Here is a 25,814-nt window from a genome sequence, read left to right as displayed (position 1 = left end):
CTCCAATTATCGTTTTGAGAAGCGCTTCTCTCTGGATTCAGCATAATTGCGGACGGTGGATTCGTCAAATTAGAATATGCGATCACACCGATAAGAAAAATCTATTGTGCCATTTGTACATTCCCCATGAAGTCCGCCTTCTTTTGTGTTATACTGGACCCAGCGCCGGCAAAATCCATTCTCTGCAGAAATAAGGTGATTGCTGTATGAATCTGGAGAAAATCAAATGTTTTGTGGATATCGTCAAGTATAACAGTTTTACAAAGGCCGCCCAGGAAAACTATATTACTCAGGCGGCTATCAGCCAGCAAATCGCCTCGATGGAAGCGGAACTCGGCTTTCCGCTGTTCGTGCGCAGCAAACGCGGATTTACCGTGACCGACTCCGGAAAGTCATTTTACGAGAGCAGCCTGCGTCTGCTTGCTCTCTATTCCCGTTCGCTTTCCCGTGCCCGGTGCATTGCGCATAACCTTTCCGGATATATTTCCCTGGGAATCTGGCCGGGCCTGGATACCACCCACACCTACTGCGTGATCCAGCGTCTGCTCCAGGCATATCCCAGCATGCAGATCACGATCCGCCCGGGCACTCCAACCGAATTATTTCATAAATATACGGTCGGCAAGCTGGCTATGGCGATCGCAATGCCCTATGATTTCAGCGACAATACCATCTCCGACGCTGTGATCGAGCCCTTGCTCACCTGCGGGTGGCGGCTGTTTGTCTCCCGCGATCACCCTCTGGCACAATTTGACGCCGTGGATATTGCCGATATCCGCAATGAAAAGTTTGCCGTTCAGGGGGAAGAGAGCATCGGTTTTCAGACCTATAATCTTACGGTAACCGAGCAGATGCTCAATCACCATGCGCTTTCCCCCGCCTTTGTTGTGCCAAATTTCGACACGCAGCAGATGCTCGTGGCCACAAATCAGGCCGTTATGCTCTTGCCGGAATGCTGCCATCCAACGGTTCCGGCCTTGTTTCAGTCCATTCGCCTGACCGGATATCCGGAGACCTGCACCTTTTCCGCCATTTGGCGCTCTCATTCGGCGAGTCCGGTCCTGTTGGCCTATGCCGCCCTGCTCAAGGAGTATTTTGCCGCACGTTCAGCCGGGGCCTGCGCTTTCCCGCCCCTGGATGCCGCTTCCTTTCCAGCCTGTTTCGGTGAAAATGCAAGAGCAGAGGCATAAAAGCCTCTGCTCTTGCATTTTTCTCGGGACAGGCCGTCCCCGGCCGCATCAGCCCTGTCCCCGGACCACGCCGGCGCAGCGGGGACAGAGGTCGGGGTGCTCGGGATCCCCGCCCACGTGCTCGTTGTGGTTCCAGCAGCGGGGACACTTGGGCGCGTCGGAAAGCCGGACGGCGATGGTGCAGGGGATGCGGCACTCGTCGGCCCGCTCGCCCTCCAGGCTGCCGGTCGTCACGATGACGCTGGACACGATGCACAGGGTGGCAAGGTCCTCCCCCGCCAGGAAGGCCGCGTCCTGCTCCGACACGGAGAGGGTCACTTCGGTATCCTGCGCCTTCTTGAACACCCCGGCGGTGCGGGCGTTCTCCAGGGCCTTGTTGACCGCGTCCCGCAGGGAGACCAGCTTTTCCCACCGCTCCTGATCGGCCCCGGCGAGGGCGAAGGCGGCGTTGTCGCCGGGCATGTCATTGAAGAGCACGCTCTCGGCGTCCGCGTCGCTGCCGTGGCGCATGGCATGCCAGATCTCGTCCGAGGTGAAGGCCAGAATGGGGGCGATGAGCCGGGTCATGCCGTCCAGGATGACGTACAGGGCGGTCTGGGCGGAGCGGCGGGCCGCCTCATCCCCGCAGTAGAGCCGGTCCTTGATGATATCCAGATAGAAGTTGGACAGGTCCACCACGCAGAAGTTGTACACGGCGCGGTACACGGCGTGGAATTCATAGCGGTCATAGGCGGCGCGGACGGTCTTCACCAGCTGGTTAAAGAGGTGCAGGGCGTAGCGGTCCAGTCCCATCAGGTGTTCGGCCGCCACCAAATCGGCGTCGGGGTCAAAGTCGCACAGGTTGCCCAGCATGTACCGGGCGGTGTTGCGGATCTTGAGGTACGCCTGGGAGAGCTGCTTCATGATGTCGCCGGAAATACGCATATCCTGGGTATAGTCGGCGCTGGCCACCCACAGGCGCAGCATGTCCGCGCCGTAGTCCTTGATGACCTCCTCCGGCCCCACGGCGTTGCCCAGGGACTTGTGCATGGCCTTGCCCTCGCCGTCCACGGTCCAGCCGTGGGTGATGATCTGCTTGTAGGGCGCCACGCCCTTGGCGGCGATGGAGGTGAGCATGGAAGACTGGAACCAGCCGCGGTACTGGTCGCCGCCCTCCAGGTACACGTCGGCGGGGAAGTGGAGGTAGGGGCGCTCATCCAAAACGGCGGCGTGGGTGGAGCCGGAGTCGAACCACACGTCCATGATGTCCGACTCCTTGGTGAAGTGGGCGTGCCCGCACTCCGGGCAGACAAGGCCCTCGGGGACCAGCTCGTCGGCAGTCTTGTCAAACCAGATGTTGGAGCCGTGCGCCCGGAACAGGTCGGAGACGCGCCGGATGGTCTCCGGCGTGACGATGTCCTTGCCGCACTTGGCGCAGTAGAAGATGGGGATGGGTACGCCCCACACCCGCTGGCGGCTGATGCACCAGTCGTTGCGCTCGGTGATCATGCCCGTCATGCGGTCCTTGCCCCAGTCGGGCTTCCACTGGATGCCGTCGCAGGCCTTCACCGCCGCGTCCTTGATGGCGTCTACGGAGCAGAACCACTGCTCCGTAGCCCGGTAAATAATGGGATGCTTGCAGCGCCAGCAGTGCGGATAGGAGTGGGTGATGTTCTCCTTGGCCAGCAGGAAGCCCTCGGCCTCCAGGTCCTCCACCACCAGGTCGTTGCCCTTGGCATAGAACTGGCCGTTGTAACGCTCGTCGGTCATGACGCCCCTGGCGTTCACCGGCACGGGCACGCCGATGTTGGTCTTGCCCGCCTTGTCGTAAGCGCGGCAGATGTTGAAGTCGTCGGCGCCGAAGCCGGGGGCGGTGTGGACGCAGCCGGTGCCGGCGTCCAGGGTCACATGTTCGCCGCACAGCAGCACGCTCTCCCGGTCAAAGAGGGGATGCTTGGCGGTCATCAGCTCGAACGCGCTGCCCTTGAGGGTGGCCAGCACCCTGCAGGCGGCATAGTCGATGCCCGCGGCCTTGCATACGCGCTCCGCCAGGTCCCTGGCCAGGATATACACCTCCCCGTTGGGGGCCTGGAGCAGCACATAGTCGAAGTCCGCGTTGACGCAGATGGCCATGTTGCCCGGGATGGTCCAGGGCGTGGTGGTCCAGATGACGAAATAGGTCCTGCTCAGGTCGGCGTACTGCGCCAGCCTGCCCTTGTCGTCACGGACGGGGAACTTGACGAACAGGGTGGTGCAGGGATCGTCGGCATACTCGATCTCCGCCTCGGCCAGGGCGGTCTGGTCATTGGGGCACCAGTACACCGGCTTCATGCCCTTGAAGATAAAGCCCTTTTCCGCCATCTTGCCGAAAATCTCCACCTGCTTTGCCTCAAAGGCGGGCTTGAGGGTCAGGTAAGGATCGTCCCACTCGCCCAGCACCCCCAGGCGCTTGAACTGCTCCCGCTGCTTGTCCACAAAGTCCAGGGCATACTCCTTGCACTTTTCCCGGAACTGGGCGGTGGTCAGCTCGTCCCGCTTGATCTTCTTGTTCTTCAGAATGGCGCTCTCGATGGGCAGGCCGTGGGTATCCCAGCCGGGCACATAGGGGGCGCACCAGCCCGTCATGTTCCGGTGCTTGACGATGATGTCCTTCAGGATCTTGTTCAGGGCAGTGCCGATGTGGATGTTGCCGTTGGCGTAGGGAGGGCCGTCATGGAGAACGAACAGGGGCTTGCCCTCGTTCTTTTTCATCAGCTTGTGGTACAGGTCGTGGTCGTACATGGCCTGGAGCATCTCCGGCTCCCGGCGGGGCAGCCCCGCCCGCATGGGGAAATCGGTCTGAGGCAGGTGGACGGTCTGGTTGTAGTCCATAGGTGGGTTCTCCTTTATGCTGAATTTTGTTTTCGATCCATTGGCGGAAAGGCCGTCCTCACGGCCTGCTTCCGGCGCGCGAGGGCGGGTGAGGGACAAAAAACGCGCCTCTGTCTCTGTAAGAGACAAAGGCGCAAACCTCTGCGGTACCACTCTTCTTGCCGCGGACGCGCCGCAGCCCCTCGAAGGCCGGTAACGGGGCCAGCCGTCCCCGCTTACAGAGGGAAACCCGTTTCCCTGTTCAGCGGGGCGCTCCAAGGTGATCTTCCCGGCCCCTCCCGTCCGCCTTGCACCCAAACGGCGGCTCTCTGCACAGGAGCGGGGGACGGTACTCGTCCTCTTCTCAGCGTTTTTCGGAATAAAAGATACTCCAGGACGCTTTGTTCTGCGTCCTGGAGTATCTTACATGTTTGCAGGGCTTCTGTCAAGTGGGTTATTTGATTTCGTAGTCCCGGCCAAACTGAAGATGGTCGAAGTCGATGCGGCGGGTGGGCTCGGCGGGTTCCTCCGGCACGTCGGCCTCCTCCAGGGGGGTGCGCACCGGGCGCTTGGCGCGCTCGCCCTCGGCCGGGTTCAGGTTGAGCTCCAGCAGCTCGGCGTACAGCCCGCCGTCCTTTTCCTGCACGGGCACTTCCACACGGGCCGTTCCGCCGCTCAGGTCCAGGGTGTCCTCCGCGTCCTCCGGAGCCTGGGGGCCTTCCGGAGCCACCAGCTTCTCCACACTGGCCTCGATGTCCTGGGCGGCGGCGGCCACGGGGTCGGGGCCCTTGGGGGCGGGAGCCACAAGGGAAGACAGGCCGTTGAGATAGTCCATCTCGTGCTGATAGAGCCCCTGAAGCTTGGCCACATAGGCGGCGGTGGAGCCGCGGGCGGCGGCAAGGCGCGCCTCCTCATTGGCGATCTCCTGCCGCAGCTCTCCCATGCGCGTCTTGGCGGAGGTCTCCGCGTCCCGCAGAAGCTCGGCCTTTTTGCTCTCCGCCTCGGCCACCATGTCGTCGGCGATGCGCTGGGCGGTCAGCAGCGCCTTGCGCATGGCCTCTTCGGTGGAGCGGTACTCCTCCAGCTTGTCCACCAGGACCTTCATTTTGGCCTTGAGGGTGGCGTTTTCCTTGTAAAGGGTGGTGTAATCCGCCGTCAATACGTCCAGAAATTCATCCACCATGGCCATGTTGTAGCCCCCGAAAGACGCTTTGGCAAAGGCGTGCTCGGAAACTTCCTGCGGTGTCAGCATCGTTTTTCCCCCGCTTTATGTACAAAATGAATGGAACGCTTGGTCAAGAATACGGCCCGTTGTTCCGCCCCGCCCGATGCTTCGCATCGTGCGGGGCCCCCTTTGGCCTGCGCGGATGAAGCGGATCCGCCCGGCAGCAAGGTTTTGGCTGCGCCAAAACGCTTGGGACGCCGGACTCCCGGCGGGACAACGCGGACGCCGCTTCCTTCCTCCTGCGTCAGAAATACAGTCCGTTATTCTCCAGCTCGTCGATCAGATCGCCTAAAATATCCACGTTGTAGGGCGTGATGATGTAGGTGGAGATGGCCACCTTTTTAATCTTGCCCTCGTTGGCATAGGCCACGCCGGAAAGGAAGTCCAGCAGGCGGCGGGCGATGTCCTTATTGGTGGACTCCAGATTGAGCACCACGGTGCGCTTTTCCCGCAGGTGGTCTGCGATCTCGGAGGCGTTCTCAAACCGCTCGGGCTTGACGAGCACCACCTGAAGCTGGGTGGTGGTGTGGATGTTCACCACCTTGTTGCTGCGCCGCTCGGGCGTGCTTTCGCTGGGGAACAGGGCGCCGGTGTCCTGCTTGGCGCTCTTGCGCTCCATCCGGTCGGTACGGTCCATCCGCTCACTGCGGGAGACGGGCTCGAAGTCCTCGAACTCCTCCTCGTCCTCTTCGTCCTCGTAGGGGCGCGCCAAGCGCTTGAGCTCATCAATAAATCCCATTTCGGTCAACCTCCCGAATTTCATTCACCGTGTATGCAGCGGCGGACGCGGCCCAAACAGGGCGGTGCCCACCCGCACCAGAGTGGCCCCTTCCCGCACGGCGTCCTCATAATCGCCGCTCATGCCCATGGAAAGGCAGTTAATAACAGTCCCATTATCGTCCATTTCAGTTCTTATGTCAACATAAAGCTGATACATTTTTGCAAAAAAAGGGCGATTTCCGCCGCTGCCTGCCACAGGCGGGATGGCCATCAGCCCCCGCAGGCGCACATGGGGCAGCGCCATGGCCTGCCGTGCCAGGCCGGGCACTTCGTCGGGAGACACGCCGCTTTTGCTCGCCTCCCCGCCCACATTGACCTCCAGCAGGATGTCCTGTACCAGGTCCAGCCTGGCGGCCTGCGCCTCCACGGCCTGAAGCAGTCGGGCGGAATCCACCGACTCCAGCAGATCCACCCGCCCCACCACCTGCCGGACCTTATTGGTCTGCAGGTGGCCGATGAAATGCAGGCGGGCCCCCGCGTAGGCGTTCTCCTCCAGATGGGCGGTCATCTCCTGCACCCGGTTCTCCCCGCACGCCGTGATCCCGGCGGCAATGGCCTGCCGGATGGTATCCGAGGTCTGCACCTTCGTGGCGGCCACCAGGGTGACCGCCTCCGGCTCCCGTCCCGCCTCCCGGGCGGCGGCGGCGATTTTTTCCTTTACCCGCGCAATCTGTTCCGCAAGGGACATCAAAACGCACCTCCTGAAACGTCTTCGGCGTCAAAACATGCGGCCCTACCGCACGACTTTTCCATCAAACAGATCCTCGGCGGCCACAATGATCTCATCCCCCGCCCGCAGGGCCTTTTTCGCTTCGGCGGCGCTGCCCGCAGAAGCTGCCTGCACCAGGCAGAAGTCGTCCTGCTGGGCCAGCACCGTCACAGGCTTGAACTCCGCCTGCGCTCCCACCAGGGCGTATACGCCGTTGATCTGGACCTGCCGCTTCTCCCCGGTGTCCTCGTCGGTGACGGTCCGCTCCTCCACCCGGAGGGCCGCCTTGGGTACCCGGATCCCGGTCCGGGTCTCAAAGATCAGCTCCACCGTCTGGCGGCGCAGCAGGGTGGTGTCCGACAGGTAGCGGTCCGTGGAAAGCACCGCCACGCAGCGGCCGTTCTCCGCCGCTCCGATGCGCTCCACATCCATCTCCACCTGGCCCGACCAGTCCCGGGAAAAGCGCACGGCGATGGTACCGCCCTCATTCAGGCGCTCGGCGTCGCGCTCGGACAGCGGACAGACGAAATACCACCGGGCGCTGGTCACCAGCTTCCCGATGGCATTGCCATCGGCCTGGGGCCTCTGATTGGCCAGGCTGGTCAGGTCGGCCGGGGTCAGGGAGGACAGCATCTCAGGGGTAAGCAGCCCCTCATATCCATCCACCTGGCCGGAAAACACGCCCGCCTGCGCGGCGCTCACCCGGGCGGTATCCAGGGCGGCCTGATTGCTCAGGGCCTGGATCTGCGCGTCCACGGCAAGGATGGCGTCCTCCAGACCGGCCCCACCGTCCCCCTCGCCATAGGTGTATTCCCGCTTGTACACCAGCGATTTGAGGGACATGGTCTCCTCCTCCAGCCCCGTCAGGTCCCCGGCTGCCACCGAGGAGCGCAGCGCCACGATGGCGCCGATGACCTGCTGGCTGAGCTGGGCGGTATCCCCCCCGGCGGCGGATTGGGCCAGGACGTACTGGAGCTGTTCCCGCTCCAGCGTCAGGGCCTGGATCTGCTGCTTGCGGTCCAGGCCCGCCTCGCTCTGATAGACCAGGGCCACCGTCTCGCCCCTGGCGACCTTTTCCCCCTCCTCCGGCAGGAGGTCCACGATGCCGCCGGTCCCGGCGAGCACCGTCTCCTCCCGCACCACAAAGCCGGTGCACTCCACTGCGTCGTCTACCGTGTAGGCATAGGAGACCACCGTGGAAAAGGGGTCGGTCAGGCTGTTCCAGGCCGACACCGCCAGGTAGAGCACCACGGCCCCCAGCAGCACCAGCATGATGATTCGGTTGATGGCGTTTCCTTGTTTCATAGGCTTGTCCCTTGTTTATGTAGCGATGTTTCGCGCCGGGGCCCCGGCCCGTACGGCGGCCTGCTCCGGCAGACGGAGGCCGCCCCGCAGGGGCCTTCTGCCTTCGCCCTACCGTCCGTCCGGCGCGCCTTCCGCCGGGCTCCGCCCCGCCTGCGGCGCGGGCGACGCCTCGTCCTCGCTCAAATCCACGGCCCGCTCCGGCGTGATGGTGGAGATCGCGTGCTTGTAGATGACTTGCTGCTTGCCCTCGCTCATAAGGACCACCACAAAGGCGTCATAGCCTGCAATGACGCCCCGGAGCTGGTAGCCGTTGATGAGGAACACGGTGACGTGGGCCCGGGTCTTACGGGCGCGGAGCAGGAACCGGTCCTGCAGGTTGTTTGTCTTTTGCATTTGGATGCACTCCTTCTTTCTGTTGGGTGCATCCAATATATACCATTTTATCCAATGGATCAACTCGCATTTTGTCGAAGGGCCGAAATATCGGTCACGCCCGCCCGAACCGCTTCTCCAGCTGCTGCCGCGTCAGTTCAATCGCCACCGGACGCCCGTGGGGGCAGTATTTGTACCCCGCCGGGCCGGGCCCGGCGGGGGCCCCGGGCGATCTTGCCTCCTCGCGTGAACTGAATTCACGCTGCGGCAAGGTTTTGCTGCGCAAAACGCTTGGACGCGCCGCAGGCGCGGGCACGGTCAAATCACGCCCGCCCGAACCGCTTCTCCAGCTGCTGCCGCGTCAGTTCAATCGCCACCGGACGCCCGTGGGGGCAGTATTTGACCGTGCCGTCCATGACGGCTTCGGCCAGGCGCTGCAGCTCCTGTGGCCCGTTCCTCTGGCCGCCCTTGACGGCGGCCTTGCAGGCCATGGTGTGCAGCAAGGCGTCCCGGGCCGCCTCCGGATCGGCCCGGCCGGTGATGAGCAGCCGGCCCGCCAGCTCCGTGAGTACGCCCTCGATCTCCCCGGCGGCCACATCGCCGGGGGCCGCCCGGACAATGAGCGCTCCGCCGCCAAACTCCTCCGCCTCGAACCCGAAGCGGCGCAGCAGGGGAAGCTGGGCCAGCAGGGCCGCCCCCTCCTCGGCGGGAGGCGTGAAGACCACCGGCGTCAGCAGGGCCTGCACCATGGGCTGGTACCCCTCGGCCTTGAGCCGGTCGAAATTGAGCCGCTCATGGGCGGCGTGTTTATCGATCAGGAGGATCTTGTCGCCCTGTTCCACGATGATGTAAGTATGGAGCACCTCGCCCGCCATACGCCACGGCTCCGGCGCGGGGACCTCTTCCGGCGCGGGGGCCGGGCCGGGGGCCGGGGCCGCCGCGCGGTCTTCCCCCGGCGCAGCGGGGGCGCGGAGCGGGCGGGGCGGCGCCGGGACGGCCGCGCAGCCCGGCGCTCCGGCGCCGGCAGCGCCCACCGCAGCCGCGGGCGCTTGCGGGGCCGGCCGCGCGGAGGCGGTCCCGTCCCGAGCGTCCGGACGGGGCGGCTGCTTCGGCGCGGTCACGTCGCGCAGGGGCAGGGCGGGGGAGCCGTGTTCCTGGCGGAAGGCCTGCGCCGTCTGATTCCGGAAGGCCGTCTGGCTGGGGGCGGCGGTATCCCGCACGGCGGCGCGGAGGGGGCGCTCCCGCGCGCCCCCCTCCAGCTGCGGACGGGTACGGTCGGCCTCCAGCGCAGACTTGACGGCGTAATACACCGCGTCGAACACCCGCTTTTCCGAGCCGAATTTGACCTCCTGCTTGGTCGGGTGGACGTTCACGTCCACGGCGTTGAGGCGGGTGTTCAGATGCAGCACGCAGCCGGGGAACTTGCCCACCATCTTCTGGTTGGCATAGGCCTCCTCCACCGCGGCGGTCATGGTGCGGCTTTTCACATACCGGCCGTTCACAAAAAAGTGCTGATAGCCCCGGGTCCCCCGGCAGCAGGTGGGCAGGGAGGTAAAGCCGGCGACCGTCATCTCCTCGCCGGAGCCGCCGACCGGCACGAAGCCCAGGGCCAGATCCCGGCCCAGCACGGCGTAGAGGGCGGACTGGAGCTTCCCGTCGCCGGGGGTGCGCAGCTCCTGCTTCCCGTCCCGGAGGAATTTGACGCTCACCTCCGGATGGGACAGGGCCACCCGCTGCACCATGGCAAAGCAGGCCGCCCCTTCGGCGGCGTCCTTCTTCATGAATTTCAGGCGGGCCGGGGTATTGTAGAACAGGTCCCGCACCACCATCGTGGTACCCTGCGGGCACCCCGCCTCGTCCCGGGCGACCACCGCGCCCCCCTCCAGGGAGAGGGCGATCCCCAGCTGCGCCCCCTGAGCGCGGGTGAGCAGTTCCACCCGGGAGACGGCGGAGATGGCCGCCAGCGCCTCCCCCCGGAAGCCCAGGGTGCCGATGGCCTCCAGGTCGTATTCGCTTCGGATCTTGCTGGTGGCATGGCGCAGGAAGGCGGTCTCCGCCTCCCCGGCGGCGATGCCGCAGCCGTCGTCGGTGACCCGGATCAGGGTCATGCCGCCGTGCTGGACCTCCACCGTCACCGTGGCGGCGGCGGCGTCGATGGCGTTTTCCATGAGTTCCTTGACCACCGACGCGGGCCGCTCCACCACTTCGCCGGCGGCGATCAGGTCGGCCACGTGGGGCTCTAATTGCTGGATGTGAGGCATCTCATTCTCCTTCCATGGGGCTGCCCGTACACCGGTGCCCCGGAGTACGGGCGTTTTCCCCGCAGGGAAGACGGGACTCCGGCCGGCGTCCCTCCGGACGGTCTGCGCAGCCGCTAAAGGGCCCCGGCGGGATCAACGGATCGCGTGAAACAGGGCGGCGGCGTTGAGGACCATGTGCAGGGCCACGGGGGTCCAGACGGAGCCGCCGTTGTCATAGCTCCAGCACAGGGCCAGGGACATGGGCACGTACTGCGCAAACAGCAGCAGGTAGCGCAGGTCCATCCCGTTGTAGGTAAACACGAACTGCCATACGCAGTACACCGCGAAGAGCAGGGTGGAGAGCCCATAGGCCAGCGCCCGGCTGTACCGCCGCACCGCGCCGAACAGCAACCCCCGGAACAGGGCCTCCTCCACGATGGGCATCAGCACCACCACGATGACCACCGTGGCCGCGGGGGACATGGCGTACTGCTCCAGGTAGTTGTAGGCGTTCGGATTTTCCACCGGATAGGGCAGGCGCATCACCAGGAAATGGAGCGCCCCCGCCCCCACAAGGCCGGTGCCAAAGGCAAACAGGTTCTCGGGCAGCCAGTCCAGAAGCAGGTAGAAGCCGTTTTTCAAAAAGCTCCAGAACACCAGAAAGACCAGGGTCACCGAGAGCAGGTAATAGATCACGCTGGCCTCGGCCACGGGCAGCTCGCCCCCGAACGAGCGTTGGACCAAGCCCATCAGGAAAGGGAAGGCCAGCACGTACAGCGCGAAAAACACCCACCCCCGCCCCTCCTCCGCGCGGGTAAGCTGGCTGCGCCACTGGCGGCGGTGTTTCGGCATGTCGGTCATCTCCTTCTTTTCACGGCTCTCGCCCCGTTACAGCAGCTGTTTCAGCTCGAACAGAAGATTCATCGCTTCGATGGGCGTCATGGTATCGACCTCCACCCTGCGCAGGCGCTCCGCCGCCTGGCTGGCCCCCAGATCCAGCAGGGAGACCTGCCCGTCCCCGTCCGCGGCGGCTTCGGCGGCGCCACGGACGCAGCCGTCGCGCTCCAGCTCGGAGAGGATCTCCCTGGCCCGCTGGATGACCCGGTCGGGCACTCCGGCCAGCTTGGCCACTTCGATCCCGTAGCTCTGGTCGGCCCCGCCCCGGACGATCTTGCGCAGGAAGAGGATGTCGTCCTTCTTTTTCTTGGCGGCGATGTTGTAATTTTTCACGCCGGGGATCTGCCCTTCCAGACAGGTGAGCTCGTGATAGTGGGTGGCAAACAGGGTCTTGGCCCCCAGGCGCCGCCGGTCGGCGCAGTGTTCCAGCACCGCCCGGGCGATGGACATGCCGTCGTAGGTGCTGGTGCCCCGTCCGATCTCATCCAGGATCAGCAGGCTCTTGCTGGTGGCGTTTTTTAAAAGCTCGGCCACCTCGGTCATCTCCACCATAAAGGTGGACTGCCCGGCGGAGAGGTCGTCGCTGGCCCCGATGCGGGTGAACACCCGGTCCACCACCCCGATGCGGGCCCGTCGGGCCGGTACAAAGCAGCCCATCTGGGCCATGAGCACGATGAGGGCCACCTGGCGCATATAGGTGGACTTGCCCGCCATGTTGGGGCCGGTGAGGATGGCCACCAGGTTCTCCCGGCTGTCCATGCGGGTGTCGTTGGGTACGAACAGGCTGGTCTTGAGCATCCGCTCCACCACTGGGTGGCGTCCTTCCGTGATCTCGACGGTATCGGACAGATCCACCTCCGGCTTGCAGTAGTTCTGCTCGTCGGCCACGGCGGCGAAGGAAGCCAGCACATCCACCTGCCCCACGGCGGCGGCGGAGCGCTGGATGCGCCCCACCTGGGCGGCGGTCTGCTCCCGCACCGCGCAGAACAGCTCATACTCCAGGGCGGTGATCTTGTCCTGAGCGGAGAGGATGGTATGCTCCATGTCCTTGAGTTCCTGGGTGATGTAGCGCTCGCAGCCCGACAGGGTCTGCTTGCGGATGTAGTCCTCCGGCACCTGATCGTAATAGGATTTGGAGACCTCGATATAGTACCCGAAGACCTTATTGTACCCCACCTTCAGGCTCTTGATGCCGGTGCGCTCCTTCTCCCGCGTCTCAATGGCGGCCACCATGCCCTTGCCGTTGACCATGACGTCCCGGAGCCGGTCCACATCGGCGTTGTATCCGGCGCGGATAAAGCCGCCCTCCCGCACGGAGAAGGGGGGCTCGTCCACCACGGCGGCGCCGATGAGCGCGCGCAGCGGCTCCAGGTCGTCCAGCTCCTCCCGCAGGGAAGCCAGCAGGGCGGAGGGATAGGGGGCGAGCAGTTCCCGCAGCCGGGGCAGCCGCCCCAGGCCGGCGGCCAGGGCCACCAGGTCCCGGCAGCCGGCGGCGCCGTATACGATCCGGCCGATGAGCCGCTCCAGATCGCCCACCTCCTTGAGGCAGAGGGCGAGCTCCTCCCGGCCCACAGCGTCCCCCGCCAGGTCCTCCACGGCGGACAGGCGGCGGGTGATGGCGGCGGGGGAGAGCAGGGGGCGCTCCATCCAGGCGCGGATGAGCCGGTGCCCCATGGGCGTTTTCGTCTTGTCCAGCACCCACAAAAGGCTGCCCCGCTTCTCGCCGGAGCGCATGGTGGCGGTCAGCTCCAGGGTCCGCCGGGCGGTCAGATCCAGCTCCATGTACTGCCCCGTGGTCTGGTAGCCCAGCGCGGAGATGTGGGACAAGTCGGTCTTCTGGGTCTCATAGAGATAGGAGAGCAGGCCGCCCGCCGCCTGCAGGGCGTGGCCGTCCCCCTCCGGCAGGGCGCGGGCGCCCTCCGGAAACTGGTCGTTTACCAGCTTGCGCGCGCGCTCCGGCCGGAAGCGCTCCCCGCCGCCGTTTTCACAGCGGCACTCCAGGCGCTGCCGGAGAAACGCCAGCAGCGCCGGGTCGGACCACGCCTCATCGGACAGCACCGCCTCCCGGGGCGAGAAACGGCCCAGCTCGTTGTACAGGTGCTCGCCTCCGTCCCCGGCGAAAGAGGCGGCGGTACACTCGCCGGTGGAGATATCACAGAAGCACACCCCCGTGCCCTGCGCATCCCGGCAGATGGCACAGATGTAGTTGTTGCGCCCCTCCTCCAGCATGTTGGAGTCGATGACCGTGCCGGGGGTGACGATGCGGACGACCTCCCGCTCCACCAGCCCCTTGGCCAGCGCCGGGTCCTCCATCTGTTCGCAGATGGCGACTTTGTAGCCCTTGCTGATGAGCCGGGCCACATAGGCGTCGGCGGAGTGGTAGGGCACCCCGCACATGGGGGTGCGCTCCTCCTCCGGCTTGCCCCGGTCCCGGGTGGTGAGGGTCAGCTCCAGCTCCTTGGACGCCAGCAGGGCGTCCTCGTCAAACATCTCGTAAAAGTCCCCCAGACGGAAAAACAGGATGCAGTCCGGGTGGAGCTCCTTCATTTCTTTGTACTGCCTGCGCATGGGGGTCAGTTCGGCCATGGGGTGTCTCCTTCTTTTTTCTCTGAACGCCTGGATTGGTGGACGGGGGACCTTGGGATGGGGGAGCGGTCGTTTCGCCGGGCAGGGCGCTTTCCCGCAGGGGGCCGTTTGGTCGTTCAAGGGGATCTCGCCCGGGCGGCCGCCGCGGGGGCAGGCGCTCAGTCCGGCTGCGCTTCCCCGGTCAGAGACCACTTGTTGGCCCCGGTGACCTTCACCTGGACGAAGCGCCCGATCAGGGCTCTGTCCCCGCTCAGGCGCACCAGGCGGTTGCCCGGGGTGCGGGCGGTAAGGCCCTTCTCGTCCGCCCCGTCCACGAGACAGCGCACCGTTTTGCCCACGTAGGCGGCGTGGCGCTCCTCGCTGATCTTGTCCTGCTCCTCCACCAGGCGCTGGAAGTTGGCGGCCTTCTGCTCCTTGGGCATGGGGTCGGGCAGCGCGGCGGCGGGGGTGCCCTCCCTGGGGGAGAAGAGGAAGGTGAACAGCGCGTCGAAGCGCACCTGCTGAATGAGGCTCAACGTCTGCTCAAATTCCTCCTGGCTCTCGCCGGGGAAGCCCACGATCACGTCCGAGGTGAGCACGATATCGGGGATCAGGGCCCGCAGGGCGTGGACCTGCTCCAGATACCCCTCCCTGGAATAGCGGCGGTTCATGGCCTGCAGCACCCGCGTGCTGCCCGACTGGAAGGGGAGGTGGAAGTGGGGGGCCACCTTTTCGCACCGGGCCATGGTCTCAAAGAGCTTCTGGGAGGCGTCCTTGGGGTGGCTGGTCATAAAGCGCAGCAAAAAGTCCCCCGGGATATCGTTGGCGGCGGCGAGCAGGTCGGCAAAGTCCATGCCCCCCTCCAGGTCCTTCCCGTAGGAATTCACGTTCTGGCCCAGCAGGGTAATGTCCCGATAGCCTTCCGCCGCCAGCGCCCGGATCTCGTCCAGAACGGCCCCCGCTTCCCGGCTGCGCTCCCGCCCCCGGACGTAGGGCACGATGCAGTAAGAGCAGAAGTTGTTGCATCCGTACATGATGGACACCCAGGCCTTTACCCCGTCCTGGCGCACCAGGGGAATGCCCTCGGCAATGGAGCCGGGCTCGTCCGCGATATCGAAGATGCGCCCCCGGCGGGTGACCAGGCGGTACAGCAGCTCCGGAAAGCGCCAGAGCGCATGGGGGCCGAAGACCAGGTCCACCTGCCGGTAGGACGCTTTGATCTTCCGGGCCACATGGGGCTCCTGGGCCATGCAGCCGCACACGCAGATCAGCTGGCCGGGCTTTGCCCGCTTGGTGTGCACCAGCGCGCCCACGTTGCCCAGAGCCCGCATCTCCGCATGCTCCCGGATGGCGCAGGTGTTGATGAGGATCAGGTCGGCCTGCGCCTCCTGATCGGTGAACTGATACCCCATCTCGGACAGGTAGCCCCGCAGCCGCTCGGAGTCGGCCTCGTTCTGCTGACAGCCGTAGGTGTCCACAAAGGCCAGGGGCGGCGTGGGGCGGGCGGCGCTGCGCTCGTGCAGCAGGGCGCAGAACTCCCGCTGGCGGGCGATGTCTTCCGGCGCGATTCTTGTCGTCTCTCGGTTCAAAACGGTTCCTCCAAAACGGTATTCAATCTCTGAAATTGTATCATCTTTCCCGGAAAAACACAAGCGGCAACCCCTTTTCGTTGACGGTCTATTTACAGAAGTGATATAATGCTTTCAAACACGCGAAGGACCCCCTGCCGCATTTGCCCTGCCGCGCGCGGCGGCAGGGGCGCGGCGGCGGCGCGCAGTCTGAACGGAAAGGCGGCCATGCCATGAAAAAGCTGGTCATCGAGCGGGAAGCGGTCAAAAATAACATCACCGTGGTCAAGGACCGGGCCGGATCGGCGTGTATCTACGCCGTGCTCACCGGGGACGGCTTCGGCGCTGGCATCACGGAGCTGGCCCAGCTGCTGCGGGAGGAGGGCGTGGGCCGCTTCGCCGTGTCCGAGCCCGCCGAGGCCGCCGCCCTGCGCAAGGCCGGGCTGGTGGAAGAGGAGCTCCTGATGCTCCGCCCCACCACCGACCGGGAGGAGCTGGAACAGCTCATCGACCTGAACGTGGTGTGCACCATCGGCTCGGCCGATACGGGCATGGCCCTCAACGGCGTGGCGGAGGCCCGCTCCACCGTGGCGGAGGCCCATATCCAGATCGACACGGGCATGGGCTTCGGGGGCTTTCTGGCCGCCGAGCCGGACAAGATTCTCTCCGCCTACCGCAACCTGCCCAACGTGGCGATCTCGGGTGTCTATACGCAGATCCACGCCACAAAACGGGACGGCCGGGACGCCGCGCCCCAGCTGGAGGAATTCCAGCAGGTGGTGGAGGCCATCCGCGCCGCCGGCTTCGAGACCGGGGTCGTCCACGCCGCCGGTTCCTACGCCCTGATGCACTATGAATTTGCCCGGCTGGACGCGGTGCGGGCGGGCTCCGCCCTGATGGGCCGCTGCCGCCGCAGCCGGGGCGACGGTCTTTTGAAGGTGGGCTACGGCGAGGTGGGCATCGAGGAGACCCGGTGGCTTCCCCGCGGCCACACGGTGGGCAACGAGCAGCTGGTGACCCTGCGCCACCCCACCCGGGTGGCGGTGCTGCCGGTGGGCTACCAGAACGGCTTCGGCGTGGGCCGCGCGCGGGACGCCGGACTCTGGGCCACCCTGCGGCGGTGGCGCAGCGCCAAAAAGCAGACCGTGCGCATCAACGGCCAAAAGGCCCGCATCATCGGGCGCATCGGCGCCATCGAGACCATCGTGGACGTGACGGAGCTGAAATGCGCCGCCGGGGACGCGGCCGTCTTTGACATCGACCCGCTCTACGCCCGCGGCTTTACACGAGAATACCGATAAGGAGAACAAGTCTATGCGCGCTGTCGTTACCCGCGTAAAAAACGCGAAGGTCACCATTGAAGGCAAAGTGAACGGCGAGATCGGCCAGGGCTTCCTGGTGCTGCTGGGCGTGGGTCCCGCGGACACCGAAGCCCAGGCGGTCCGTCTGGCGGACAAGATCTGCGGCCTTCGCATCTTTGAGGATGAGGCCGGGAAGATGAACCGGAATCTGGAGGCCGTGGGGGGAAGCCTGCTGGTGGTGAGCCAGTTTACCCTCTACGCCGACACCAAGTCCCGCCGCCCCGGCTTTACCGGGGCCGCCAAGCCCGCGCTCGCCGTCCCCCTGTACGAGAAATTCATGGCCGAGTGCGCCGCCCGCGGCTTTCCGGTGGAGCACGGGGAATTCGGCGCCGACATGCAGGTCTATTCGCAGAACGACGGGCCGGTCACCATTCTGTTGGACACCGACCAGATGTGACGGGCGTCCCAGGCGCCCGGTCTCACCCCCGGTACCGAAGGACACAGCCGTCCGGCGGCAAGAAAGGAAGAAACAAGCCATGCAAATCAAAGCCCTGCCGGTTGGCGCCATGGGCACCAACTGCTATCTGCTGGAAGACGAGAGCACCAACGCCGCCGCCGTCGTGGACCCGGGCGGCGACGCCGGGCGTATCCTGGCCCAGCTGCGCGCCGACGGGATGACGGTGCGCGCCATTCTGCTCACCCATGCCCATTTTGACCACACCGGGGCGGTATCGGAGCTGCGGCAGGCCTTGCCCGGCGTGCCGGTCTACCTGCACCCGGCGGACGCCGCCCTGTTGGGAAGCGACATCTTTCCCCCCATCGGCGCCACCGTGCCCTATGACGAGGGGGACGCCCTCACCGTGGGCTCCCTGACGGTGCGCGTGCTGCACACCCCGGGCCACACCCCCGGCGGGGTGACCCTTTTGGCGGGGGACGCGCTGTTCACCGGCGACACCCTCTTCCAGGGCTCCATGGGCCGCACCGATTTCGCCGGCGGCTCCTACGAGGCCATTCTGGCCTCCCTCCGGCGCCTGGGGCAGCTGAGCGGCGACTATCAGGTGCTGCCCGGCCACATGGACGCCTCCACCCTGGAACGGGAGCGCAGGAGCAACTACTACCTGATGGAAGCCCTGGAGGGCTGATATGAGGCGCTATGGGAGAAGCCGCCCGTCCCGGTCTGCCGCCGGGCAAGCGCGGCCAACGGACCGGAGGCGGCCATGAAGCTCTATTTCAAGGGCCACGACTACAAATATGCCGCCGAGCAAATGCTGCTGACCCTGTTTCCCGGCCAGCGGCCGGAGTATCCCGCGTCCCCGCCCGCAGCGGGGGAGGACGCGCTGGAATTGTCCCTGTTCCGGGGGCCGGTCTGGGCCACGGCCACGGCGCGCCTCTCCTATCGGGGGAAGCGCTGCGCCGCCGTCCGGCGCTGTTCGTCTGCCGAGCTCACCGGCGGCCTGGCCGACAGCCGGGCCCTCCAGCGGATCTTAAAGCTGGCCTTTTACGACGCGGGGGTGCGCGCGCTGGGACGCGAGCCCCCCTGGGGGGCGCTGACCGGGGTGCGCCCCGTGAAGATCCCCGCCCGGGCCATGGCGCAGGGGGCCTCCCCCGCCCAGGCGGAGGCCCTGCTGCGGGACACCTACCGGGTGTCCGCCCCCCGGCGCGCGCTGGCCATGGACTGCGCCCGGGCCAGCCTGGCCGCCCAAAACAGCCTGAGACGCGACGAGGTCTCCCTCTATGTGGGCATTCCCTTCTGTCCGACCCGCTGCGCCTATTGCTCCTTCGTCTCCGCCGACGTCGGGCGCGCCCTCAGGCTGATCGACCCCTTTCTGGCGGCCCTGCACCGGGAGATCTCCGCCGCAGGGGCCATGCTGGAGCGGGCCGGCCTGCGGGTGCGCACCGTCTACTTCGGCGGCGGGACCCCCACCACCCTGTCCGCCCCTCAGCTGGACGCCCTGCTGGGCCACCTGGCGGAGCACGTGGATCTCTCCCGCTGCACCGAATACACGGTGGAGGCCGGGCGGCCGGACACCATCACGGCGGAAAAGCTCTCCGTGCTGGCGCGGCGCGGGGTGGGGCGCATCTCCGTCAACCCGCAGAGCATGGACGACCGGGTCCTCGCCGCCATGGGCCGCGCCCACCGCTGCCAGGACACCCACCGCGCTTACGCCCTGGCGCGGGAGCACGGGATCCCCTGCGTGAATATGGACCTGATCGCCGGATTGCCCGCCGACACGCCTGAAGGCTTCCGGGCCTCTCTGGAGCAGGTGCTCGCCCTGGGCCCGGAAAATGTCACCGTGCATACTCTGGCCCTGAAAAAGGGCTCCCGGCTGATGGAGGAGGGGGGCGCGCTGCCCTCGGGAGCGGATGTGGGGTCCATGCTGGACTACGCCTGGAGCGCGCTGCGCGCTGCGCGCCAGACGCCCTATTACCTCTACCGGCAGAAATATATGTCCGGCTCCTTTGAGAACGTGGGCTGGGCTAGGCCGGGCTTTGAGAGCCTGTACAACATCTGCATGATGGAGGAGCTGCATACCATCGTCTCACTGGGCGGCGGCGGCGTGACCAAGCTGGTGGACCCCCATACCGGACGCATTGAGCGCATCGCCAACGCCAAGTACCCCCAGGAGTATCTGCGCGGCCTGGATCAAATGATCCGGGAAAAGTCCCGCGTGGCGGATTTTTTTGCGGCATGGAATCAAAATAAGGAGGGGTAGTATGCCCTATCAGCTCAACGAGATCAACGACAAGCTCCGCAAAGACCCCGTGGCCTTTCTGGCCGAGTGCGACGCCCATTACCAGCAGCGCATCAATACCGCCGTGGACGCCATCCTGGCGCGGATGAAGGACAGCCCCATCGTCCTGCTCTCCGGCCCCTCCGGCTCGGGAAAGACCACTACCGCCCTCAAGCTGGAGCAGGAGCTGGAGCGGCGCGGGGTGAACACCCACACCATCTCCATGGACAATTACTTCAAGACCCTGAACCGGAAGACCGCCCCCCGCACGCCCGAGGGCGATATCGACTATGAGTCCCCCCGCCTGCTGGATATGGACCTGCTGGACGAGACCTTTACCAAGCTCTCCAGGGGCGAGTGGGTGGTGGTGCCCAAGTTTGAATTCGCCCGCCAGATGCGCAACGACAGCCGGGGCTCCCTGCTCAAGCTGGACCAGAACGAAATCGCCATCTTCGAGGGCATCCACGCCCTCAACGACGACATCGCCGGCCGCCACCCGGAGGCCACCACGCTGTATATTTCCGCCCGCTCCAATATTCTGGAGGGGGAGACGCTGCGCTTTAAGGGCACCTGGATGCGCCTGGCCCGCCGGGCGGTGCGGGACTTCAACTTCCGCGGCACCGACCTGGGGGAGACCCTGTCCATGTGGTACAACGTGCGCCGGGGGGAAAAGGCGTATATCTCCCCCTTCAAGGGCCGGGCCAAGATCGTCATCGACTCCTCCCTGCGCTACGAGGTGAGCGTCTTTGCCAACTACGCCGCGCCCCTGCGTCAGGCGGTGGACCTGGTCCTCCCCGAAAACGCGCGCTATCGGGAGCTTCACGATCTGGTGAGCGCCTTTGCGTACTTTGAACCGGTGGACCCCGCGCTGGTCGCCTCCGATTCCCTGATCCGGGAATTTATCGGCGGGGGCAGCTACCGCTACTGATGCGACCCCCGGCGGGAAGCGTGGCCCTTTGGGGCCCGTCACCGCCGCACCGCCCGCCGCGGCGGGCTCAAACAAGATAGGAAAGAAGGAATCTCCCATGTCCGAATGCACCCATGACTGCTCCTCCTGCGGCGAAAGCTGCACAGAGCGCGCCGAGCCCCAGAGCCTCCAGGCGCCCGCCAACGCCCTGTCCAAGATCGGCAAGGTCATCGCCGTGGTCAGCGGCAAGGGCGGCGTAGGCAAAAGCCTGGTCACGTCCTCTCTGGCCGTGGCCATGAAGCAGCTGGGCAAAACGGTCGGCGTACTGGACGCCGACATCACCGGCCCCTCCATCCCCACCGCCTTCGGCGTACACGCCCGGGCGGAGGGCAGCGAGCTGGGCATCTATCCCGCCGTCACCAGGACCGGCGTGGAGATCATGAGCCTCAACCTGCTCACCGCCAATGAGACCGACCCCGTCATCTGGCGCGGGCCCGTCATCGCCGGCGCCGTGAAGCAGTTCTGGACCGACGTGATCTGGGGCGAGCTGGACTACCTGTTCGTGGACATGCCCCCCGGAACGGGGGACGTGCCCCTGACCGTCTTCCAGTCCCTGCCCGTGGACGGCATCATCGTGGTCACCTCCCCCCAGGACCTGGTCAGCATGATCGTCACCAAGGCCGTGAAGATGGCCGAGATGATGAAGATCCCCGTACTGGGTCTGGTGGAGAACTACAGCTACTTCAAGTGCCCCGACTGCGGGAAGGAGCACAGCATCTTCGGCCAGAGCCGCATCGACAAGGTGGCGGGGGAGCTGGGGCTGAGGGTCCTGGCCCGCCTGCCCATCGACCCCGGCGTGGCCGCCGCCTGCGACGCGGGCAGGATCGAGGATTATACGCCCAATTATCTCTCCGCCGTAGCCAGGGACCTGGCCGAATAACCAACCGGGGCGGGCCCGCCATCACGGCGGACCCGCCCCTCTGTTTTCGCCTCCCGGCGTCCGCCGCCAGGCTTCTTCCACTACACGAACACGGCCTGCACCAGCACCATGTAGAGTATGGTGCCGCCGAAAATGGACAAAAGGTTATTGTGCTTCCACACGTGCAGCGCCGCCACCGCCGCTGCCGAGATCAGCTGGGGGGCCCACCCGGCGGGGGACGCGAAGGAGACGCCCTTCAGGCAGTAGACCACCAGCATGGCAATGATGGCGGGGGGGAGCACCCGTCCCAGGTAGAGGACGATCTTGGGCGGCGCCTCGCCCCGGTCAAAGAGCAGAAAGGGCAGAAACCGGGTGAGAAAGGTCACTGCCGCCATGACCGCGATGGCGGCCACGGCGTGTCCGGTACTCAGCATGACGTCTCCTCCGTTTCCTCCAGCCGGTCCCGCAGCACCATCAGCGCCAGCACGATCACGCCCAGGGAGACCAGCAGCATCTGCTGCTGGCCGAACCGGCGGCCCAGCACGATCAGGAACAGCACGGTGGCCCCGGCCCCAAGCAGGGCGGGGAGATGGTTTTTGTACGCCTTCCACTGGTCCACGGCGATGACCACAAACAGGGCGGTCATGGCAAAGTCGATGCCGGTGGTATCCAAGGGGATCAGGGCCCCGGCCACCGCGCCGATCACCGAACCCAGGATCCAATAGCTGTGATCCAGCAGGGCGATGGCGAAGTAGAAGCGCTTCGGCTCCACCCCCACCGGGGCACGGGCGGAGGCGAGCAGGGCATAGGTCTCGTCGGTGAGGGAAAAGATCATATAGAGCTTGCGCCAACCCATGCCCCGGAACTTTTCCAGCATGGACAGGCCGTAGACCAGGTGGCGGAAGTTGATGAGCAGCGTCATCAGCGCCACGGTGCCCAGCGCGGCCCCGGTCCCCAGCAGGGTGACCCCCAGATACTGCCCCGACCCGGCATAGATGGTCAGGCTCATGAAAAAGGCCCAGATGAAGTTGTATCCGATCTCCTGCAGCATCAGCCCGAAGGCGATCCCAATGGCCAGATATCCCATCAGGACCGGGACGGTGACGGGAAAAGCGGCGGAGAGGGCTTTTCGATCCATAGCAAACACTCCCTTGTGCGGCGTCGAATTCTTATTTTATCCGCTTTAGCAGGGAAAAGCAAGGGCGGAGGCAGAATTTCCCGTCCGTTCACAAAAGAGAGGTTGTTTTTTGGTACAATATCTGTATAATACCACCCTAGAGAGAACAGGCGACACGGAGGCCACCATGAAAAAGCTGCTCTTTATTTACAACGTCCACGCCGGGAAGGGACTGCTGAAAAGCAGGCTGGCGGCGGTGCTGGACTGCTTCGTCCGGGCCGGGTGGGACGTGAGCGTCCACCCCACCCAGGGCGCCGGGGACGCCACGGCCGTGGCCGCGGAGCGCGCCGGTGCGTTCGACCGCATCGTCTGTTCCGGCGGGGACGGCACGCTCCACGAGGTGGTGACCGGGCTCATGACCCAGGAAACGCGGCCCGCGGTCGGCTATATCCCGGCGGGCACCACCAACGATTTTGCCAAAAACCTGAGCCTGCCCCGGGGCATGGAGGCCATGGCCCGCGCGGCGGCGGCCGGCTGTCCCAGGCCGGTGGATATCGGACGGTTCAACGACCGCTTCTTTATCTACGTGGCCGCCTTTGGGGCCTTTACCGACGTGGCCTACAACACCCCCCAGCCGTTTAAAAACCTCTTCGGCCACCTGGCCTACGTGCTGGAGGGCGCCACGCGGCTGAGCTCCATTCAGGCCTACCCCATGACCGTGGAGCACGACGCGGGCATGGAGGTGGGCAGCTACTGCTACGGCATGGTTTCCAACACGGTCTCGGTAGGCGGTTTTAAGGGCATGCCCACCGAGCCGGTGCGTCTGGACGACGGCATCTTCGAGGTGGTCCTGGTGCGTCAGCCCCAGAACCCCCTGCAGCTGCAGGCGATCATCAAGGCGCTGCTCACCATGTCGCCCGACGAGCAGGGGCTGGTCACCAGCTACCGCACCAGCCGGCTGCGCATCACCTGCCGGCAGGAGCTTCCCTGGACGCTGGACGGGGAATACGGCGGCGCGCCCAAAACGGCGGAGATCGAAAACTGCAGCAGGGCGGTCTCGATCGTATACGGGAAATAAGCCCGTCCGCGACCGGCGCAGCAAAGTGAGGTACGCCATTGATGCATGACTATGAAGCGGGAACTTATGATATCGCAGTGATCGGAGCCGGGCACGGGGACCCCGCACAGCGGGGGCGCGCCCACCGGCGCGCACAAGCGTTTTCGCCCACAGCGAAAACCTTGCCGCAAGGCGGATTTATTCCGCCTGAGGAAGAAAAAGGCATTTGGGGCCCCCGCGCGACCGGCGCAGCAAAGTGAGGTACGCCATTAATGCATGACTATGAAGCGGGAACTTATGATATTGCAGTGATCGGAGCCGGGCACGCGGGCATCGAGGCCGCCCTGGCCGCGGCCCGGCTGGGCCTGAGGACGCTGTGCTTTACCGTCAATCTGGACGCGGTGGGCAATATGCCCTGCAATCCCGCCATCGGCGGCACCGGCAAGGGCCACCTGGTGCGGGAGCTGGACGCCCTGGGCGGCGAGATGGCCCGGGCCGCCGACGCGGCCTGCATCCAATACCGCACGCTCAACCTGGGCAAGGGCCCGGCGGTGTGGTCCCTGCGGGCCCAGGCCGACCGCCGGCGGTATCAGGAGATCATGAAGCACACCCTGGAGCGGCAGGAAAACCTGTGCCTCAAGCAGGCGGAGGTCACCGACATCTACGCCGAGCACGGCGCGGTGAGCGCCGTGCGCACCTGCCACGGGGCGGTATACCGGGTGCGCGCCGTGGTGGTGGCCTCGGGCACCTATCTGGGCGGGCGCACCATCGTGGGGGACGTGACGCGCTCCTCCGGCCCGGACGGCCTCGCGCCCGCGCTGGCCCTGACGGACAGCCTGCGGGCGCTGGGGGTGGGCCTGCGCCGCTTTAAAACCGGCACGCCGCCCCGAGTCAACGCCCGGAGCGTGGATTATTCCAAAATGGAGCTCCAGCCGGGGGACGCGCAGACCGTGCCCTTCTCCTTCGAGACGGCCGCGCCGCCGGAAAACAAGGCGGTGTGCTATCTGACCTACACCAATGCGGCCACCCACGCCGTCATCCGCGCCAACCTGCACCGCTCGCCGCTTTTTTCCGGCGTGATCGAAGGGGTGGGGCCCCGGTACTGCCCCTCCATCGAGGACAAGGTGGTCCGCTTCGCCGACAAGCCGCGCCATCAGCTCTTCATCGAGCCCATGGGGCTGAACACCGAGGAGGTGTACATCCAGGGCTTCTCTTCCTCGCTCCCGGAGGACGTGCAGGCGGAGATGCTCCACACCGTCGCCGGCCTGGAACGGGCCGAGATGACCCGCTGCGCCTACGCCATCGAGTACGACTGCGCCGACCCCACCGAGCTTTTGCCCACCCTGGAGCACAAGCGGGTGCGCGGCCTGTACGGGGCCGGGCAGTTCAACGGCTCCTCCGGGTACGAGGAGGCCGCCGCCCAGGGCCTTGTGGCCGGGGCGAACGCCGCCTTGAAGCTGCTGGGCCGGGAGCCGCTGGTGCTGCGGCGGGACCAGGGCTACATCGGCGTGCTCATCGACGATCTGGTGACCAAGGGCACCAACGAGCCCTACCGCATGATGACGTCCCGCACCGAATACCGGCTGCTCTGCCGCCAGGACAACGCCGACCAGCGCCTGTGCCCCGTGGGGTACGCCATCGGACTGGTCAGCGGCGAACGGTACGCCCGCGTACAGGAAAAATACGCCGCCGCGGCCCGGGAGATCAAACGGCTGGAGCACGCCGGAACGGCCCAGGGCCGCCTGTGCGACCTGCTGCGCCGCCCGGAAAACACCTATGCGTCGCTCGCGCCCGCAGACCCGGGGCGGCCCGCTCTGCCCCCGGCGGTGCAGGAGGCGGTGGAGATCGCCGTCAAATACCAGGGCTATATCGACCGGCAGCTCCGACAGGTGGAGGAGTGGCGGAAGATGGAGGACCGTCCCCTGCCCGGGGGGCTGGATTATACGGCGATGCAGGGCCTGCGCATCGAGGCCCGGCAGAAGCTGGACCAGATCCGCCCCCTGAATTTGGGGCAGGCCAGCCGTATTTCCGGCGTCAGCCCCGCAGATATCGCGGCGCTGATGGTCTATCTGGAACGGGGCTGAGCGCACGCGTGCCCCGC

21 protein-coding genes and 1 other annotated feature are annotated in these 25,814 nt (G+C 65.7%); of the genes, 9 read left to right on the top strand and 12 right to left on the bottom strand.

Annotated elements, in window-relative coordinates:
• Positions 1-206 precede the first annotated feature (206 nt).
• Positions 207-1,190: a LysR family transcriptional regulator gene (locus H8S57_RS12785; RefSeq protein ID WP_186908416.1), complete on the top strand. Its 984-nt coding sequence runs from the start codon at positions 207-209 to the stop codon at positions 1,188-1,190.
• A gap of 48 nt (positions 1,191-1,238) precedes the next feature.
• Here the strand turns inward: H8S57_RS12785 and ileS are convergent, their stop codons facing one another.
• The 10 genes from ileS to miaB form a co-directional block, all read right to left on the bottom strand.
• A complete protein-coding gene (gene ileS, locus H8S57_RS12780) occupies positions 1,239-4,040 on the bottom strand; it encodes an isoleucine--tRNA ligase (protein WP_186908415.1) in 2,802 nt (933 codons plus the stop codon).
• 118 nt (positions 4,041-4,158) lie between these two features.
• Positions 4,159-4,394, bottom strand: a binding site (T-box leader).
• Between the two features lie 79 nt (positions 4,395-4,473).
• Complete coding sequence (locus H8S57_RS12775; RefSeq protein ID WP_186908414.1) at positions 4,474-5,271, bottom strand: DivIVA domain-containing protein; 798 nt, start codon at positions 5,269-5,271, stop codon at positions 4,474-4,476.
• Positions 5,272-5,488: 217 nt separating this feature from the next.
• A complete protein-coding gene (locus H8S57_RS12770; protein WP_186908413.1) occupies positions 5,489-5,983 on the bottom strand; it encodes a cell division protein SepF in 495 nt (164 codons plus the stop codon).
• Positions 5,984-6,007: 24 nt separating this feature from the next.
• Positions 6,008-6,712: a YggS family pyridoxal phosphate-dependent enzyme gene (locus H8S57_RS12765; RefSeq protein ID WP_186908412.1), complete on the bottom strand. Its 705-nt coding sequence runs from the start codon at positions 6,710-6,712 to the stop codon at positions 6,008-6,010.
• Between the two features lie 45 nt (positions 6,713-6,757).
• Entirely contained in the window at positions 6,758-8,038 is a 1,281-nt protein-coding gene (locus tag H8S57_RS12760) for a biotin/lipoyl attachment domain-containing protein (RefSeq protein ID WP_186908411.1), read from the bottom strand.
• A gap of 108 nt (positions 8,039-8,146) precedes the next feature.
• Positions 8,147-8,431: an RNA chaperone Hfq gene (gene hfq / locus H8S57_RS12755; protein ID WP_186908410.1), complete on the bottom strand. Its 285-nt coding sequence runs from the start codon at positions 8,429-8,431 to the stop codon at positions 8,147-8,149.
• Between the two features lie 302 nt (positions 8,432-8,733).
• Complete coding sequence (gene mutL, locus H8S57_RS12750) at positions 8,734-10,671, bottom strand: DNA mismatch repair endonuclease MutL (RefSeq protein WP_186908409.1); 1,938 nt, start codon at positions 10,669-10,671, stop codon at positions 8,734-8,736.
• A gap of 132 nt (positions 10,672-10,803) precedes the next feature.
• The gene (locus H8S57_RS12745) at positions 10,804-11,502 is read right to left on the bottom strand and encodes a CPBP family intramembrane glutamic endopeptidase (protein WP_186908408.1); all 699 of its coding nucleotides are present in this window, start codon (positions 11,500-11,502) and stop codon (positions 10,804-10,806) included.
• Positions 11,503-11,538: 36 nt separating this feature from the next.
• Positions 11,539-14,133 carry a DNA mismatch repair protein MutS gene (mutS, locus tag H8S57_RS12740; protein ID WP_186908407.1) on the bottom strand — a complete coding sequence of 865 codons (2,595 nt, stop codon included), beginning with the start codon at positions 14,131-14,133 and terminating at the stop codon, positions 11,539-11,541.
• A gap of 158 nt (positions 14,134-14,291) precedes the next feature.
• Positions 14,292-15,701 (bottom strand): tRNA (N6-isopentenyl adenosine(37)-C2)-methylthiotransferase MiaB, encoded by a 1,410-nt coding sequence (gene miaB / locus H8S57_RS12735; RefSeq protein WP_186908406.1) that lies wholly within the window; start codon positions 15,699-15,701, stop codon positions 14,292-14,294.
• Between the two features lie 212 nt (positions 15,702-15,913).
• On the opposite strand from miaB, the gene H8S57_RS12730 reads away from it, so the two are divergent.
• The 6 genes from H8S57_RS12730 (at position 15,914) to H8S57_RS12705 (ending at position 21,560) form a co-directional block, all read left to right on the top strand.
• A complete protein-coding gene (locus tag H8S57_RS12730) occupies positions 15,914-16,981 on the top strand; it encodes an alanine racemase (protein ID WP_186908405.1) in 1,068 nt (355 codons plus the stop codon).
• 13 nt (positions 16,982-16,994) lie between these two features.
• Positions 16,995-17,438 (top strand): D-aminoacyl-tRNA deacylase, encoded by a 444-nt coding sequence (gene dtd / locus H8S57_RS12725; protein WP_186908404.1) that lies wholly within the window; start codon positions 16,995-16,997, stop codon positions 17,436-17,438.
• A 79-nt stretch (positions 17,439-17,517) separates the two neighbouring features.
• The gene (locus tag H8S57_RS12720) at positions 17,518-18,123 is read left to right on the top strand and encodes an MBL fold metallo-hydrolase (protein ID WP_186908403.1); all 606 of its coding nucleotides are present in this window, start codon (positions 17,518-17,520) and stop codon (positions 18,121-18,123) included.
• A gap of 75 nt (positions 18,124-18,198) precedes the next feature.
• Positions 18,199-19,695, top strand: a complete 1,497-nt coding sequence (gene hemZ / locus H8S57_RS12715) for a coproporphyrinogen dehydrogenase HemZ (protein WP_186908402.1) — start codon at positions 18,199-18,201, stop codon at positions 19,693-19,695.
• A 1-nt stretch (position 19,696) separates the two neighbouring features.
• On the top strand, positions 19,697-20,641 hold the full coding sequence (locus H8S57_RS12710; RefSeq protein ID WP_186908401.1) for a uridine kinase family protein: 945 nt from the start codon (positions 19,697-19,699) through the stop codon (positions 20,639-20,641).
• Positions 20,642-20,738: 97 nt separating this feature from the next.
• Complete coding sequence (locus tag H8S57_RS12705) at positions 20,739-21,560, top strand: Mrp/NBP35 family ATP-binding protein (protein WP_186908400.1); 822 nt, start codon at positions 20,739-20,741, stop codon at positions 21,558-21,560.
• Positions 21,561-21,640: 80 nt separating this feature from the next.
• On the opposite strand, the gene H8S57_RS12700 is transcribed toward H8S57_RS12705, so the two are convergent.
• Together H8S57_RS12700 and H8S57_RS12695 are read right to left on the bottom strand one after the other, a co-directional pair.
• Positions 21,641-21,973 (bottom strand): branched-chain amino acid transporter permease, encoded by a 333-nt coding sequence (locus H8S57_RS12700; RefSeq protein ID WP_186908399.1) that lies wholly within the window; start codon positions 21,971-21,973, stop codon positions 21,641-21,643.
• Positions 21,967-22,677, bottom strand: a complete 711-nt coding sequence (locus H8S57_RS12695; RefSeq protein WP_186908398.1) for an AzlC family ABC transporter permease — start codon at positions 22,675-22,677, stop codon at positions 21,967-21,969. Before H8S57_RS12695 ends, H8S57_RS12700 begins: the two co-directional genes overlap by 7 nt.
• 166 nt (positions 22,678-22,843) lie before the next feature.
• Between H8S57_RS12695 and H8S57_RS12690 the strand changes: the two genes are divergently transcribed.
• Positions 22,844-23,734: a diacylglycerol/lipid kinase family protein gene (locus H8S57_RS12690; protein ID WP_186908397.1), complete on the top strand. Its 891-nt coding sequence runs from the start codon at positions 22,844-22,846 to the stop codon at positions 23,732-23,734.
• 251 nt (positions 23,735-23,985) lie between these two features.
• Complete coding sequence (gene mnmG / locus H8S57_RS12685; RefSeq protein ID WP_186908396.1) at positions 23,986-25,797, top strand: tRNA uridine-5-carboxymethylaminomethyl(34) synthesis enzyme MnmG; 1,812 nt, start codon at positions 23,986-23,988, stop codon at positions 25,795-25,797.
• The last annotated feature ends 17 nt before the right edge of the window (positions 25,798-25,814 follow it).

This window comes from Lawsonibacter hominis, assembly GCF_014287895.1.
GTDB lineage: Bacteria > Bacillota > Clostridia > Oscillospirales > Oscillospiraceae > Lawsonibacter_A > Lawsonibacter_A hominis.
This window is presented reverse-complemented; position numbering and strand designations above follow the sequence as displayed.

Excerpts from the sequence above, each read along its gene's own strand:
- H8S57_RS12785 (WP_186908416.1), top strand. The coding sequence starts at position 207 with ATGAATCTGGAGAAAATCAAATGTTTTGTGGATATCGTCAAGTATAAC.
- ileS (WP_186908415.1), bottom strand. The coding sequence starts at position 4,040 with ATGGACTACAACCAGACCGTCCACCTGCCTCAGACCGATTTCCCCATG.
- H8S57_RS12775 (WP_186908414.1), bottom strand. The coding sequence starts at position 5,271 with ATGCTGACACCGCAGGAAGTTTCCGAGCACGCCTTTGCCAAAGCGTCT.
- H8S57_RS12770 (WP_186908413.1), bottom strand. The coding sequence starts at position 5,983 with ATGGGATTTATTGATGAGCTCAAGCGCTTGGCGCGCCCCTACGAGGAC.
- H8S57_RS12765 (WP_186908412.1), bottom strand. The coding sequence starts at position 6,712 with ATGTCCCTTGCGGAACAGATTGCGCGGGTAAAGGAAAAAATCGCCGCC.
- H8S57_RS12760 (WP_186908411.1), bottom strand. The coding sequence starts at position 8,038 with ATGAAACAAGGAAACGCCATCAACCGAATCATCATGCTGGTGCTGCTG.
- hfq (WP_186908410.1), bottom strand. The coding sequence starts at position 8,431 with ATGCAAAAGACAAACAACCTGCAGGACCGGTTCCTGCTCCGCGCCCGT.
- mutL (WP_186908409.1), bottom strand. The coding sequence starts at position 10,671 with ATGCCTCACATCCAGCAATTAGAGCCCCACGTGGCCGACCTGATCGCC.
- H8S57_RS12745 (WP_186908408.1), bottom strand. The coding sequence starts at position 11,502 with ATGCCGAAACACCGCCGCCAGTGGCGCAGCCAGCTTACCCGCGCGGAG.
- mutS (WP_186908407.1), bottom strand. The coding sequence starts at position 14,133 with ATGGCCGAACTGACCCCCATGCGCAGGCAGTACAAAGAAATGAAGGAG.
- H8S57_RS12730 (WP_186908405.1), top strand. The coding sequence starts at position 15,914 with ATGAAAAAGCTGGTCATCGAGCGGGAAGCGGTCAAAAATAACATCACC.
- dtd (WP_186908404.1), top strand. The coding sequence starts at position 16,995 with ATGCGCGCTGTCGTTACCCGCGTAAAAAACGCGAAGGTCACCATTGAA.
- H8S57_RS12720 (WP_186908403.1), top strand. The coding sequence starts at position 17,518 with ATGCAAATCAAAGCCCTGCCGGTTGGCGCCATGGGCACCAACTGCTAT.
- hemZ (WP_186908402.1), top strand. The coding sequence starts at position 18,199 with ATGAAGCTCTATTTCAAGGGCCACGACTACAAATATGCCGCCGAGCAA.
- H8S57_RS12710 (WP_186908401.1), top strand. The coding sequence starts at position 19,697 with ATGCCCTATCAGCTCAACGAGATCAACGACAAGCTCCGCAAAGACCCC.
- H8S57_RS12705 (WP_186908400.1), top strand. The coding sequence starts at position 20,739 with ATGTCCGAATGCACCCATGACTGCTCCTCCTGCGGCGAAAGCTGCACA.
- H8S57_RS12700 (WP_186908399.1), bottom strand. The coding sequence starts at position 21,973 with ATGCTGAGTACCGGACACGCCGTGGCCGCCATCGCGGTCATGGCGGCA.
- H8S57_RS12695 (WP_186908398.1), bottom strand. The coding sequence starts at position 22,677 with ATGGATCGAAAAGCCCTCTCCGCCGCTTTTCCCGTCACCGTCCCGGTC.
- H8S57_RS12690 (WP_186908397.1), top strand. The coding sequence starts at position 22,844 with ATGAAAAAGCTGCTCTTTATTTACAACGTCCACGCCGGGAAGGGACTG.
- mnmG (WP_186908396.1), top strand. The coding sequence starts at position 23,986 with ATGCATGACTATGAAGCGGGAACTTATGATATTGCAGTGATCGGAGCC.